Source organism: Rhizobium sp. 16-488-2b (genome assembly GCF_017741815.1).
Taxonomy (GTDB): Bacteria; Pseudomonadota; Alphaproteobacteria; order Rhizobiales; family Rhizobiaceae; genus Rhizobium.
The window spans coordinates 338,551-351,048 of the sequence record NZ_JAGHMF010000008.1 but is presented as its reverse complement, the minus strand read 5'-3'; the positions used below and the strand labels follow the sequence as shown (position 1 = coordinate 351,048).

The window sequence follows — 12,498 nt, the reverse complement described above, 5'->3', positions numbered from 1 at the left end:
GCTCGCGCCGGTGCCGCCGCAGAGCGCGGCTTGGTCGTGACAGGCAGAATGTGACGCTATGGAAACTGTTGTTGAGCTGACCGGCATCCGGAAATCCTTCGGAGGGGTACGCGCCCTTCAAGGCGTGGATTTCGCGTTGCGCAGCGGTGAGGTTCACGCCCTGCTCGGCGAGAACGGCGCCGGCAAATCGACGCTGATGCGCGTTCTGGGTGGCGAATATGTACCGGAATCGGGAAGCGTGAAGGTTCGCGGGGCCGAGCAGCGGTTCAAGGGGCCGATGGACGCGCTCGACAAGGGCATCGCCATCATTCACCAGGAAATGGCGTTGGCGACGGATCTCACGGTGGCGGAGAACATCTTCCTCGCCGAGATACCCTCGGTCATTTCCTGGCGGGACCTGAACCGGCGCGCAGCGGAGCTTATCTCCAGCCTTGGCTTTTCGATCTCGCCATCCGCGACCGTGTCCGATCTGTCCGTCGCTCATCAGCAGGTCGTCGAAATCGCCAAGGCGCTCTCCAAGAATGCCAGCGTGATGGTGTTCGACGAGCCGACGGCGGTTCTGTCCGTGCAGGATGCCGAACGCCTGCTCGGCATCATCCGGACGCTGCGGGAGCGCGGCGTCGGCATCATCTACATCTCTCACCGCCTCGACGAGGTGTTCCGCATCGCCGACCGCATCACGGTCATGAAGGACGGTGCGTCGGTCCAGACCGTCGAGCGAAAGGACGTCGCGATCGATGACGTCATCCGCATGATGGTCGGCCGATCGCTGAAGGCTCTTTTCGGCGACGATCTCGAACGGCCGATCGGCGAGGAAGTGCTGCGGATCGAGGAGCTCTCGGATGGCGCGCGTATCCGTGGCGCGTCGCTCACGGTTAGGGCGGGCGAGATCGTCGGGCTTGGAGGCTTGGTTGGCGCCGGTCGTACCGAGCTGGTGCGCCTTATCTTCGGCGCCGAGAAGGCCCGTTCGGGCAAGATCTTTCTGCATGGCAAGGAAGTGCGCGTGAACAATCCGCGCGCCGCCGTTAAGGCAGGGATCGGGCTTGTTCCCGAAAGCCGGAAGGAGCAGGGGCTCGTTCTCGATTTTCCGATCCGCGTCAACGCGACGATGTCGAAGCTAGGGCCGCTGGTCAATGCGTTCGGTTTCGTGCGGCGGGCGGCAGAAGGCGCGACTGTCGAGAAGCTGGCAGCGCGCCTGCGCATCAAGGCCGGCAGCCTCAACGATCCCGCATCGAGCCTTTCCGGCGGTAATCAGCAGAAGGTCGTGCTTGCCAAGTGGTTTCACGCCGATGGCGACCTTCTGATCTTCGACGAGCCGACCCGCGGCGTCGATGTCGGCGCAAAGACCGAGATCTATTCGCTCATCAAGTCGCTGGCAGCCGAGGGCAGGGCGGTGCTCGTCATCTCGTCCGAACATATCGAGCTCTTCGGGCTGTGCGACCGCATTCTCGTCATGCGTGAGGGAGAACTGACGGGGTCGCTCGACCCGCAAGACTACACCGAAGAGAAACTGCTGAAGCTGGCGATGGTCAATACCGTCTCACAGGCCGAAGCCACCGCGACCAGCAACTGATTGGGTTAAAGCCGTGACCGAACTCACCGAAACCGCTCACCGTTCGCCTTCGCTGAACATTTCCAACATCCTGCACCGCTACGGCACGCTGGCCATCCTGATCGCCCTGCTGATCGTGGCGACCTCGATGTCCGACGTATTCCTGACCCAGCGCAACATTATCAACGTTCTCCGACAAAGCGCCGGCACCAGCCTCATGGCGATCGGCATGCTCTTCGTCATCCTCACCCGGGGCATCGATCTCTCGGTCGGTTCGGTGGCGGCACTGGGCAGCGTCTTGTCGGCGATCGTCATTCAGGACTACGGTACCGGCGGAGCGGTCGCGACCGCGCTGATCGCCGGCGCAGCCTGCGGCCTTGTCTCAGGTATCCTCGTCGCGTTCCTCAAACTGCCGCCCTTCGTCACGACGCTTGCGATGATGACTGTTGCGCGTGGTCTCTCCCTGATCGTCTCCGCTGGACAGCCCATTCAGATGGGCGACGCCGGGGTCTGGATCACGACCTTTGGCTCCGGCTCTATCGCAACCATTCCCTATCCCGTCATGCTAATGGCGGTTGTCTTCGTCATCGCCGGTATCGTCCTGACTTTCACGCGCTTCGGCCGCCTGGTAAAGGCGATCGGCTCGAATGTCGAGGCTGTCAGGCTGTCCGGTATTCCGGTCGCCTATTACACGACAGCGGTCTATGTGATCTCCGGAGTTCTCGCGGCCGCAGCCGGTATCGTTTCAACGAGCCGCACGGGCATCGGTTCGGCCAATATTGGCGTCGGTTCGGAGCTCGATGCAATCGCTGCCGTCGTCATCGGCGGCGCCAGCCTGATGGGCGGTCGCGGTGGCGTCATGAACACCTTCATTGGCGTGCTTGTACTTGGCATTATCGCTAATATGATGAACCTTGCCCGCGTGCCCGGCTATCACCAGCAGGTCTTCATGGGCTGCATCATCATCGGCGCGATGCTCCTGCAATATGCCTCCAACTGGTTTCGCAAGTAGTGTCCGCCTCCTGCAGGGGTAAATAGCATGCCAAGTGATCTCTTCCTTGCCATCGACGTCGGCACCGGCAGCGTTCGCGCCGCCCTCGTCGACACCAGGGGCAAAATTCTTGCGGTCTGCAGCCGCGAGCACGAGCAAATCGTTCCGCAATTCGGCTGGGCGGAGCAGCGTCCGGCGGATTGGTGGGCGGGCGTCGTCGCCACGGTCCGCGAGGTTCTGGGACAGGTTGCCGATGCGCGCTCTCGCGTGGTTGCCGTCGCCGCCTGCGGCCAGATGCACGGGACAGTGCTCGTCGGGGACGATGGGGAACTGGTGCGCGAGACCGCGCCGCTCTGGAACGACAAGCGCACCGTCGATTATGTAACGGCCTTCGAGGCCGCGCATGCGCCGAGCGATTATCTGGCCGATTGCGCCAACCCACCGACGCCCGCCTGGCCCGGCTTCAAGCTGCAATGGCTGCGCGACAACGATGCGTCGGCCTATAGCAAGGCATCCGCCGTGCTGATGCCGAAAGATTATGTCAATCTGCGCCTGACCGGCGAGATCGCCATGGATCGCAACGATGGCGGCGCAAGCTTCTTGATGGATCCCCGCAGCGGAGACTGGTCGCGAAAGATGATCGCGCTGCTCGGGCTCGACGCCGATAAGCTGGCGCCGCTTCGCAATCCGACGGAGATACTCGGTACCGTCAGTGAAAGCGCTGCGATCGAGACGGGGCTGCGCCAGGGCACGCCGGTGCTGGTTGGCGGGGCCGATTATCCGGTGGCCTTGCTAGGGTCCGGCGTCTGCCGTCCTGGCGTGGGTTCGGAGGTCATGGGAACGTCGGCGATCATCACTGCGATCGCCGCCAAGCCGCTTTTGGATCCCTCCATCTGCAACGTCGGCACCGTTGAAGGCAACTGGGGCGCCTTCATGCTGCTGGAATCCGGCGGCGACGCCATGCGCTGGGCAAGACGGGCGTTCGACGAGAAGAAGTCCTCCTATGAAGACATCGTCGCAAAGGCAGCCGAGGCGCCTGCCGGTTCCGACCGGCTGTTCTTCATGCCCTATCTCACTGGCGAGCGGCTTGGCGAGCATCGCAATGCGCGCGCGCAATTCTTCGGGATCGGTGCCGCGCATGGCCTTGCGCATATGCACCGCGCCGTTCTCGAAGGCGTCGCCTTCGCCACCAAGCGCCACATCAACATTCTCGATCGCATATCCGGTGCACCGCTTGAGCAGGTCATCGCGTCGGGTGGCGGGGCGAAAACCGAACTCTGGATGAAGATCAAGGCCAGCGTCTACGGCATTCCGATTCTCGTTCCATCCGAGCCGGAATGCGGCCTGGTTGGCTGCGCGATCATGGCGGCTGCGGCGACGGGGCATTTTTCAAGCGTCGAGGATGCAGCCGGGGCCTTTGTCTCCTACGCGCAGGAGATCACACCCGATCCGCGCTGGGCTGAAACCTATCGGCCGATGCAGGCCTTCTTCGAAAAGCTCTACGCACACAGCCAGGTCCTCTACGACGATCTCGACGGGCTGCCGCAATGACGGAAAGAGCCGTACTTTTCGACATGGACGGCACCCTCGTCGATAGCGAGGGGCTGCATTTTGATGCCATGAAACAAGCTCTGCTGCAGATGGGATATCGCGTGCCTGATGCGCTCGCCGATCGCATGACCGGCATGAGCGGTGCAGATTGCCACGCACTGTTGCGGGAGACGATCGGCTTCGAGCCATCCTTCGAAGACTATGTCGAAGGCAAGTATCGCTGCTATCTGGCGGACGCCGCCAGACTGGAGCGCCGCCATGGAGTCGATGCCGTTCTGAGACTGCTTGCGGAAACACGGACGCCCTTCGCCATCATTTCGAATTCGGACCGCATGCTGGTCGATGCCAACCTGCGGGCCGTTGGCCTGCAGCAGCCCGGCCTTGTGACCGTCAGCCGAAACGACGTGGTGCGCGGAAAGCCGGATCCCGAACCCTATCTCAGGGCGGCGCATCTGCTTGGCGTCCGCCCCGAAAACTGCATCGTGGTCGAGGACAGCATCCCCGGCGCCGTTGCCGGTCTTGCCGCGGGAATGACCGTCATCGGCTGGCCGGAGCCACACAGGACCGACCTCGTCTTTCCGCCGTCCGCGATCCTGGCCGATCCCAACGATCTGGCTTCGACGCTCGCCGGCATGCTCTCTCCTTCTTCTCTACAAACGACCCTTCAAGGATGCGACTGATGTATCTCGATAAGTTCAAGCTCACCGACAAGATTGCCGTCGTCACCGGCGCCGCGCGCGGGATTGGCTATGCCGCCGTCGAGGCGCTGGCGGAAGCTGGAGCAAAAGTCGTGCTGACGGACATGAACGATGCGCTTCTCAAGGATGCGACGGCGACGCTTGCCGCCAAGGGGTACTCGGTCGACAGCGTTGTGCTCGACGTTACCGATGTAAAAGCCGTGCAGGCGGTCCATGACGAGATCGTCGCCCGCCATGGCCGGGTCGACATTCTCGTCAACAATGCCGGCATCGCGATCAGCAATCATCCGGCCGAAACCATGGCCGACGACATCTGGAACAAGGTGATCGACGTCAACCTCAATGGCGTCTTCTGGTGCTGCAGGGCGTTCGGCAAGTCGATGCTCGATCGCAGCTCCGGCACCATCGTCAATGTCGGCTCGATGTCCGGCTTCGTCGTCAATCGCCCACAGGAGCAGGCGAACTACAATGCCTCCAAGGCTGCTGTCCACCATCTGACGAAGTCGCTCGCCGCCGAGTGGGGCGCGCGCGGCGTTCGCGTCAATTCGGTGGCGCCCACCTATATTGACACGGAAATGAACAAGTACGTCTACGAGGATGCCGAGATGTACCGTCACTGGGTCGGCGGCACCCCGATGAACCGGCTTGGCCGCACCGATGAGGTTGCCTCCGTTATCCTGTTCCTCGCCAGCGACGCATCCAGCCTGATGACCGGATCGATCGTGCTCGCCGATGGAGGCTACGTATGCTGGTGACGGCTGACATCAAGCCGCGCGGCACACGCTTCCCCGGCCGCTATATCCAGGCGGCGGGTGCGATCGGGCTGCTGGGGCAGGAAGCGCACTCCTATGGGAAACGGGCCGTGGCCCTGCTCGACCGTGGCATTTTCGGCATGCTCGAAAAATCCGTGTCGGACGCGTTCGATGGTCGCGCCGATGTCGAGGTCGTGCGTCACGGAGGAGAGTGCTCGGAAGCTGAAATCGCCAGCCTCGTCGCTCGTGCCAGGACTGCCGCAGCCGATGTCGTCATCGGTATCGGTGGCGGCAAGGCGCTCGATACGGCAAAGGCGGCTGCCCGCGATCTCCGATTACCAGTGATCGTGGTGCCGACGATCGCCGCTTCGGATGCGCCGTGCAGCGCGCTCGCGGTCGTCTACAACCAGGACGGCACGGTCGCGTATGACAGCTTCCTGCCTGCCAATCCCGACCTGGTTCTTGTCGATACGGCCCTGATCGCTGCCGCGCCCGCGCGCTTCCTGTCGGCCGGGATCGGTGATGCGCTGGCAACATGGTACGAGGCGGATGCGTGCCGTCAAAGCGGTGCGATGAACTGCATGAAAATGCCGGGTTTGCCGCTTGCATTCGAGGTGGCGCGGTTCTGCCGGGAAACGATCCTGGAATTCGGCGCCTCGGCGCTCTCAGAATGCGATGCGAAGACGGCTGGCCCTGCAATCGAGCGGGTCGTCGAAGCCAATATCCTCCTGTCGGGGATCGGATTTGAATCCGGCGGCGTGGCGGCCGCGCACGCGATCCATCACGGGCTTTGCGAACTGGAGGACGTGCATCATCACTTGCACGGTGAAAAGGTTGCGATCGGCGTGCTGGCCGGATTGAAGATCCAGGGCCGGCATGACGAGTTCATGCGGGTTCGCGATTTTTGCCGATCGGTCCGGTTGCCGACGCAGCTGGCGGATATCGGGATTGCCGAGGCTTCGCAGGAGAAGCTGGAAATTGTCGCTCGGCGCGCCTGCCGCGCCGGTGAAATCATCCACAACGAGCCGATGCCGGTCACCGAAGCGATGGTGATCGAGGCGCTGGCGGCGTTGATCTGATCGATGGAGTAAGAGTGATGGGTAGAAACGAGGCGTTCGCGCCGAATTTTCTTGATGGCCAGACGGTAGTGGTCTCGGGCGGCACAAGCGGCATCGGGCTGGCCGTTGCGCAAGGCTTCGCCGGTGCGGGGGCCCGCGTGCTCGCCACCGGCAGTTCCGAACGCCGGCTTGACGATGCCCGATCAAGCTCGTCAGGCTCTATCGTGTTCTCAAGGCTGGACGTTCGGGACGGCGTCGCGGTCGATCGGTTCTTTGCCGATTTGCCGTCGCTCGATGTGCTGGTCAATTGCCAGGGCATCGCGCGCCCGGACAGCGAGTGGGACGAGGATGTCTTTCTCGATGTCATGGACGTCAATCTGAGCAGCGCCATGCGTCTCTCCCGTGCCGCCTTTCCGTTGCTCAGGAAGAGCGGGGGAAGCATTGTCAATTTCGCGTCGATGCTGAGCTATCTGGCCGATGAAAGCGTTCCCGCCTACACAGCCAGCAAGACGGGCATCGTCGGGCTGACGCGTACGATGGCGCACAAGTACGGCCGCGACGGCGTACGTGTGAACGCGGTTGCGCCGGGCTATCACCGCACGGAGATGACGAAGCCGTTGTGGTCGCAGCCGGACAGCGAAGCGAAGATCGCCGAGCGATCGGCGCTGAAACGCTGGGGCACGGCAGACGATCTCGTCGGCCCGATCCTATTCCTGTGCTCGCCAGCCGCCACCTTCGTCACTGGTGTCACCTTGCCGGTCGACGGTGGTTACAGCGTCGGATGAAGAGATAGCTTGCTAAATCACGGCTGATTGAACCAATCCACGGAACCAGGGTTGTCATTGAAGTCGCTTAACTGAAATCTCCTCGGCGTAGACGCCCAGGAGATTTTGTTTTTGGACCTCCGTCTCAAGCTCGCCGCCACACAGCCTCTCAAGATAATTAAAGAACATGGCGGCGATGGTCGCCCGATGTTCGTTGCCCGTGTGAGTAAAACATTCTGTTTGCGACAGTATTTCGTCGCATCTCGCTGCGCGAATACAACCTAGTGGGCGTATATGATGCAACATCCTAAGCATGGCGATGAAGCATTTCAATGAAGCATTCTCAGCTTCAATGGTTGAATGACAGGGCCTCTTTGTCCGAATAGCTTTCCACTTGCGGCCCGCCAATACATCAACGATGTTGGCGGCTTCTGCATTCAAACGTTGTGGGGCGTGGCATGCATATGGACTGTAATTCCATTATTTGCGACATCTACGATGCAGCGACAAGCGACCAAGATTGGTCATCCCTGGCGCAACGTCTGTTCCGGTTCTTTGATGCAGAAGCGGGGACGTTTCGTTTCCGAGATGGCGGCGGCCGCTACACCAACGTCTTTGAGACATCCTCGACTGGCGAAGACAGGTACAGCGCCTACTATCTTCATATCGATCCGGTTCGATCGGCTATATCGCGGATTAAACCCGCTGCATCCGGGGCGGAGACCGTGGTGCTCGTCGACGAAGTCGTCGATGGCGAACGTTATCGTCGATCCGAGTTCTATCAGGATTTCGCCAAGCCGAATGGTCGGGAAAACATGCTCATCGGTCTCGTTGGCGACAGCGAGCACACCGTCATGAGCTTCTTTCGAGATGGAAGGGCTTTCGGGAACCGAGAGAGGAGTGCGCTGGCGCAACTCATGCCGCATGTCCGCCGCGGGCTGAGAATGCGCCAAAAGCTATTTGAGACGGAGCTTGCATCGCGCCTAACATATGCGGCTTTCGACGCCTTGCCCGGAAGTGCTGTCGTTGTTGATGGCGATTGCAATGTGCTGTTCGCGAACACAGCGGCTAACCGGACGTTGTCCTGCAAAGGATTTCCGATTTCTCTGTCCAAGCTGGCGACCGGAAGTACACGACTCGTGGTCGATCAGGGCGAGGGTGCGAAGCTTCGGCAAATAGTCCGCAGCGCTGCCAATGATGGGAGCGGTGGTGCAGTTCGGATCGAATTCGACGCCATGGAGAATGGTCGCATGGGCCAACTCGCTGTCTTTGCCACACCTTTGCCGGCGCATGGAAGCAGCCCCGCCGTTGGGACGCCGGTCCTTGTGCTAATCAATGACATCTCGCAGCCGCGATCGGCGCCGCCGCGCGTTTTCAGTGAATTGTTCGGGTTGAGCGCAGCCGAGGGCGCTGTAGCGGCAGCCCTGTTAGGTGGGCAAACGGCCGAGATAGTTGCGCGAGATCGTCAGGTCTCGCTCGACACAGTGCGCACACAGATACGGACGGTGCTGCGCAAGACCGACGCGGCAAACCTTCGTGACTTCGAGCGTATCGGCGCGCTGCTGGGAACCTATGTCCATTGAGCTTGGCACTGTGGTTTAACCTCATTCCGTTAGTCACCAGTTCTGAGGATGTAGCTTTTCGGCCGTGGTCGTAGGTAACGCACAAGCTCTTCGATTGGCGTTCGTCGGGATCGAAGAGCACTGTGGTCGTTTTTACGGAGGTCACGATGATTGCTGATACAATCAGGATTATTCTTGCACACTTGCCGGCGTTCCTTTTTATCGCCGCCATCATCTGCGCTACGTTGATCAAGCGCGATCAGCACTGGTCACGTCGATACCTGTCTTGGATCCTGCTGCTGGCCGTGGGTGTCGATGGCCTGTGGGCGGGTATTTTCCATGTGTTCTTCCCGGAGATAGCATCAGCGCAAATCGGATGGCAGCAGAGCCCGTTCGAGTTTGAAGTCGGTATTGCCGATACAGCACTGGGCGCGGTCGCCGTTCTGGCATTCTGGCGAAGCTTGTCATTTCAAAGCGCAGTCGCGGTCTATGCGGTCATCTTCTATGGTGGGGTGACTTTTGGCCATTTTGTGCAAGCGTTTCAGAACAAAGACTACGCAGCCGATAATTTCGGCCTGTTGCTCGCTCTTACGATTGCCCGTGCCATCGCGTTGTCGATCCTGTTGTGGGCAGCCTGGAAACAATCCCCATCCGAGCGACATCTGGAGAGCTACCGTGCTCGCGCATAGCTCCAAGGATGCCGGCGGCAGTTGATCGGGTTGCAAGGACTATGGGCTGGCGAGGAATTGAGCCATTGTCTCGCTTGATCGCGGGAGCAGTCTCGCCCTCGCCGGGATCATCCCGACGCTCCACCTCAACACGGGTCTGATATTGCCCGCTTTGACCTGCGTGCTTGGCTTGGCGTCGCGACGATCGTATGCGCTGTTCTGAACAAGATCAGTTGATCCTTGCGCAACTGAAATGCGATCAGGACGCGTCGCACGTCATGGTCGGCGGCGCGTTGTCACTCAACGTCGTGTCATACAGGCTCGCGGAACTCCCCTTGACCCACCAGACGTATTTCCCCGCCGCGTAGCGTGCTCCCGATCCGGAAATCACCGACGCGAACACCAGTGGTTGCGTCTGCTTGGGTACAGGTACCAACGCGAGAAAGTTCGGGTCGGCGTTGACGTAGGACACCGCAAGATTGCCTGCGGAGCCGCAGTTGTAGCTTACCTGCGTACGTTCGATTTTTGCCTTGCTGTGAAGCTCAATCGTTCCGCTTTCCGCGGCCGTGGCCAAGTTTACCAGTAGGCAGGAAGCGGTGAAGCAACTGATAACAGCCAGAAGTTTCATGTCTTGATCCTCAATTGCTCGCCCAAGGGCGGACGCGCATCGACAAACGCGGTGGTCACTGATCAGTTGCCGAAGCTCCGAGGTCATTATGTCTGATCCAAGGTCTGATTTTACCATTTTCTGCCCGATAGCCGCGAAATAATCGGATCTTGTTTTCATCGCATACCCAGAAGTGGTGATGCGGCATCGGATCGATATCGGCTATCCCCGGCCATCGGAGCACATCGACCGGCCATCAGTGGCCTGGGGCGCTCTCCGGTTGGCGGCCGACGCTCTCCCAAGACGACGATCGTCCGACAGACCAGCATTCAGCCATAGTCCAATCGAAATGCAGATTGAGTGCGCGCAACCCGTCCGCAGCATTCAACACATCTGGAGTGAACATGAATACGAAATTTGCAGTCATTCTTGGCGCTGCCGCACTGTTCGCGGCACCGTCTATCTCTACCGCAGCGCCGCTGATGCCTACGATCGAAGCACCTTCCGCGGTCACTTTGGTCGCTGGCGGTTGCGGCCCCAATGCGTGGCGCGGTCCTTATGGCGGTTGCCGCACCACCCCGTTTTATGGTCGGCTCCCGAACGGCTACTATCAAGAGCGCCCCGTCGCCAGCAACGCGTGCCCGCCCGGATACTGGCGCGGTCCTTGGGGGCATTGCCGCAACACGCCCTATCACGGTCGCCTGCCTAACGGCACCTGGAAGTAAGCGCGGAGCCGACAGATGACTGCCTCGAAACTCTCCGGCGGGCTTGCGCTCGCATTGGCCCTGGTTGCCACTTCCGTAGTCCCAGGCCATGCCGACGTTGCCAAGATCGGTATCCTCTCCTGTGACGTGTCCGAGAGCGTGGATGAAATCCTCGCTCGCAAGCAGTCGCTGACCTGCCAGTTCAAGCCCGATGGCGGCCAATCGGAAACCTATGTCGGAAACATAGACGAATACGGCGTCGAGATCGGCAAGGTCGATCAAGGACACCTGATCTGGGGCGTCGCGTCGGCGACGCGCGGTATCCCTCAGGGTGCGCTTGCGGGCACGTATGTCGGCGTCGCCGCGGGCGCCGCGCTCGGCGTGGGCGCCGGAGCGACTGCTTTGGTCGGCGGCAACGATCAGTCGTTTTCGCTGCAGCCGATCTCCGTCGATGGCGAGACCGGCATCAACATCGCAACCGGCGTCGTCAAGGTGACGCTCACGGCGGCAAACTGAACAATCCTCACCAACTCGGAGAACTGAAATGACCGAACTCACACTTTCACGCAGAAACATGCTTGCCGCTGCGGGCGTTGTGCTCGCCGCAGGCTCGGCTGCTGCCCTCGTATCGTCTCCTGCCATGGCGGACCAAGGCAATATGGACGCCGCATTGCGCCAGCTCCAGAACGCATTGAATTCGCTTCACCGGGCGACGCCGAACAAGGGCGGGCACAAGGAGCGTGCCGCCGAACTGGTCATGCAGGCTATGGCCGAAGTTCAGGCCGGCATCGACTATGCCGCCGAGCATGGTGGCGGCTGACCGCCGAGCCTTCCGCAACGGAACTCACAAAGGATTTCGACAATGATACGCATGAATCCAATCGGACTGTTGTTCGCCGGCTCGCTCACGCTACTGGCGGGAACCGCGCTGGGGCAGGATGCTGCCAAGGCACCGCATGTGCCCCTGCAAAAGACCGTCGGACAGGTCAGCCAGCAGGCGCCTGTCGCATCACTCCTCGTCGTCAACGCCGACGGCGCGAAGCTGGAAGGCGACAAGTTGGTCCTGACGGGCGTTGCCACCAACTCGATCATCTTCTCCGATCGTCCGACACGCGCCGCCGGTCACATCGCGACCGACGAAATCGTCAAGCAATGGGGCGCTGGCGCCGACAGCTTCGACAAGGATCCGCCGAACGCAACGGTGTCGGTTCTTGGCGGCGGCACGAATGTCAGCGACGCCGTGGTTACGCTCAGATCGCCCAAGCTTGATGGCACGACGCTGACGTTCGACGTTTCCGTGCTGGAAGGCAATCTGACCGGCGCGACCGGTCCTGCTGCCGTGTTCATCGATCATTGGCGCGGCTGGAACAACGCTGGCTGGTACGCACTCGGCGCCGCCTCCGGTGCGGCAATCGGCGCATCTTTGGCCGGGCCTCGCTACGTCGAGCCCTACTATCCGGCGCCGGCATACTATCCTCCTGCAAGCCCATGCCCTCCCGGTTACTGGCTTGGTCCATGGGGCCATTGCCGGGATACGCCGTATCATGGCCGTCTGCCGGATGGTCAGTGGCAGTGATGACGACAGGGGCGG

13 protein-coding genes and 1 pseudogene are annotated in these 12,498 nt (G+C 61.1%); 13 read left to right on the top strand and 1 reads right to left on the bottom strand.

The window, feature by feature from the left end; translation table 11 throughout:
* Positions 1 to 58: 58 nt before the first annotated feature.
* From J5286_RS10300 to J5286_RS10260, 9 genes are all read left to right on the top strand, one after another.
* Positions 59 to 1,573, top strand: a complete 1,515-nt coding sequence (locus J5286_RS10300) for a sugar ABC transporter ATP-binding protein (RefSeq protein ID WP_209190249.1) — start codon at positions 59 to 61, stop codon at positions 1,571 to 1,573.
* Positions 1,574 to 1,586: 13 nt separating this feature from the next.
* Positions 1,587 to 2,564 carry an ABC transporter permease gene (locus J5286_RS10295; RefSeq protein ID WP_449090054.1) on the top strand — a complete coding sequence of 326 codons (978 nt, stop codon included), beginning with the start codon at positions 1,587 to 1,589 and terminating at the stop codon, positions 2,562 to 2,564.
* A 27-nt stretch (positions 2,565 to 2,591) separates the two neighbouring features.
* On the top strand, positions 2,592 to 4,094 hold the full coding sequence (locus J5286_RS10290) for a xylulokinase (protein WP_209190248.1): 1,503 nt from the start codon (positions 2,592 to 2,594) through the stop codon (positions 4,092 to 4,094).
* Entirely contained in the window at positions 4,091 to 4,774 is a 684-nt protein-coding gene (locus tag J5286_RS10285) for an HAD family hydrolase (RefSeq protein WP_209190247.1), read from the top strand. Before J5286_RS10290 ends, J5286_RS10285 begins: the two co-directional genes overlap by 4 nt.
* Positions 4,774 to 5,547 (top strand): SDR family NAD(P)-dependent oxidoreductase, encoded by a 774-nt coding sequence (locus J5286_RS10280; protein ID WP_209190246.1) that lies wholly within the window; start codon positions 4,774 to 4,776, stop codon positions 5,545 to 5,547. The genes J5286_RS10285 and J5286_RS10280 overlap by 1 nt, the downstream gene beginning before the upstream one ends.
* A complete protein-coding gene (locus J5286_RS10275) occupies positions 5,538 to 6,623 on the top strand; it encodes a glycerol dehydrogenase (RefSeq protein ID WP_209190245.1) in 1,086 nt (361 codons plus the stop codon). Before J5286_RS10280 ends, J5286_RS10275 begins: the two co-directional genes overlap by 10 nt.
* 17 nt (positions 6,624 to 6,640) lie before the next feature.
* Complete coding sequence (locus J5286_RS10270) at positions 6,641 to 7,387, top strand: SDR family NAD(P)-dependent oxidoreductase (RefSeq protein WP_209190244.1); 747 nt, start codon at positions 6,641 to 6,643, stop codon at positions 7,385 to 7,387.
* A 437-nt stretch (positions 7,388 to 7,824) separates the two neighbouring features.
* On the top strand, positions 7,825 to 8,949 hold the full coding sequence (locus J5286_RS10265) for a helix-turn-helix transcriptional regulator (protein ID WP_209190243.1): 1,125 nt from the start codon (positions 7,825 to 7,827) through the stop codon (positions 8,947 to 8,949).
* A 146-nt stretch (positions 8,950 to 9,095) separates the two neighbouring features.
* Positions 9,096 to 9,617, top strand: coding sequence for a DUF6790 family protein (locus J5286_RS10260; RefSeq protein WP_209190242.1), 522 nt, complete (start codon positions 9,096 to 9,098; stop codon positions 9,615 to 9,617).
* A gap of 238 nt (positions 9,618 to 9,855) precedes the next feature.
* On the opposite strand, the gene J5286_RS10255 is transcribed toward J5286_RS10260, so the two are convergent.
* Positions 9,856 to 10,224, bottom strand: a complete 369-nt coding sequence (locus tag J5286_RS10255) for an MliC family protein (protein WP_245205679.1) — start codon at positions 10,222 to 10,224, stop codon at positions 9,856 to 9,858.
* 461 nt (positions 10,225 to 10,685) lie between these two features.
* Here J5286_RS10255 and J5286_RS10250 point away from each other — a divergent pair, with 461 nt between their 5' ends.
* From J5286_RS10250 to J5286_RS10235, 4 genes and pseudogenes are all read left to right on the top strand, one after another.
* Positions 10,686 to 10,928 carry a GCG_CRPN prefix-to-repeats domain-containing protein gene (locus J5286_RS10250; RefSeq protein WP_209190310.1) on the top strand — a complete coding sequence of 81 codons (243 nt, stop codon included), beginning with the start codon at positions 10,686 to 10,688 and terminating at the stop codon, positions 10,926 to 10,928.
* Between the two features lie 15 nt (positions 10,929 to 10,943).
* On the top strand, positions 10,944 to 11,423 hold the full coding sequence (locus J5286_RS10245) for a DUF992 domain-containing protein (protein ID WP_209190240.1): 480 nt from the start codon (positions 10,944 to 10,946) through the stop codon (positions 11,421 to 11,423).
* 28 nt (positions 11,424 to 11,451) lie between these two features.
* A complete protein-coding gene (locus J5286_RS10240; protein ID WP_052214222.1) occupies positions 11,452 to 11,727 on the top strand; it encodes a hypothetical protein in 276 nt (91 codons plus the stop codon).
* 42 nt (positions 11,728 to 11,769) lie between these two features.
* Positions 11,770 to 12,399 (top strand): annotated as a pseudogene (locus J5286_RS10235) (hypothetical protein); the annotation flags it as partial.
* Positions 12,400 to 12,498: the final 99 nt, after the last annotated feature.

Coding starts and splice junctions, on each gene's coding strand:
- J5286_RS10300 (WP_209190249.1), top strand. CDS start 59: ATGGAAACTGTTGTTGAGCTGACCGGCATCCGGAAATCCTTCGGAGGG.
- J5286_RS10290 (WP_209190248.1), top strand. CDS start 2,592: ATGCCAAGTGATCTCTTCCTTGCCATCGACGTCGGCACCGGCAGCGTT.
- J5286_RS10285 (WP_209190247.1), top strand. CDS start 4,091: ATGACGGAAAGAGCCGTACTTTTCGACATGGACGGCACCCTCGTCGAT.
- J5286_RS10280 (WP_209190246.1), top strand. CDS start 4,774: ATGTATCTCGATAAGTTCAAGCTCACCGACAAGATTGCCGTCGTCACC.
- J5286_RS10275 (WP_209190245.1), top strand. CDS start 5,538: ATGCTGGTGACGGCTGACATCAAGCCGCGCGGCACACGCTTCCCCGGC.
- J5286_RS10270 (WP_209190244.1), top strand. CDS start 6,641: ATGGGTAGAAACGAGGCGTTCGCGCCGAATTTTCTTGATGGCCAGACG.
- J5286_RS10265 (WP_209190243.1), top strand. CDS start 7,825: ATGCATATGGACTGTAATTCCATTATTTGCGACATCTACGATGCAGCG.
- J5286_RS10260 (WP_209190242.1), top strand. CDS start 9,096: ATGATTGCTGATACAATCAGGATTATTCTTGCACACTTGCCGGCGTTC.
- J5286_RS10255 (WP_245205679.1), bottom strand. CDS start 10,224: ATGAAACTTCTGGCTGTTATCAGTTGCTTCACCGCTTCCTGCCTACTG.
- J5286_RS10250 (WP_209190310.1), top strand. CDS start 10,686: ATGCCTACGATCGAAGCACCTTCCGCGGTCACTTTGGTCGCTGGCGGT.
- J5286_RS10245 (WP_209190240.1), top strand. CDS start 10,944: ATGACTGCCTCGAAACTCTCCGGCGGGCTTGCGCTCGCATTGGCCCTG.
- J5286_RS10240 (WP_052214222.1), top strand. CDS start 11,452: ATGACCGAACTCACACTTTCACGCAGAAACATGCTTGCCGCTGCGGGC.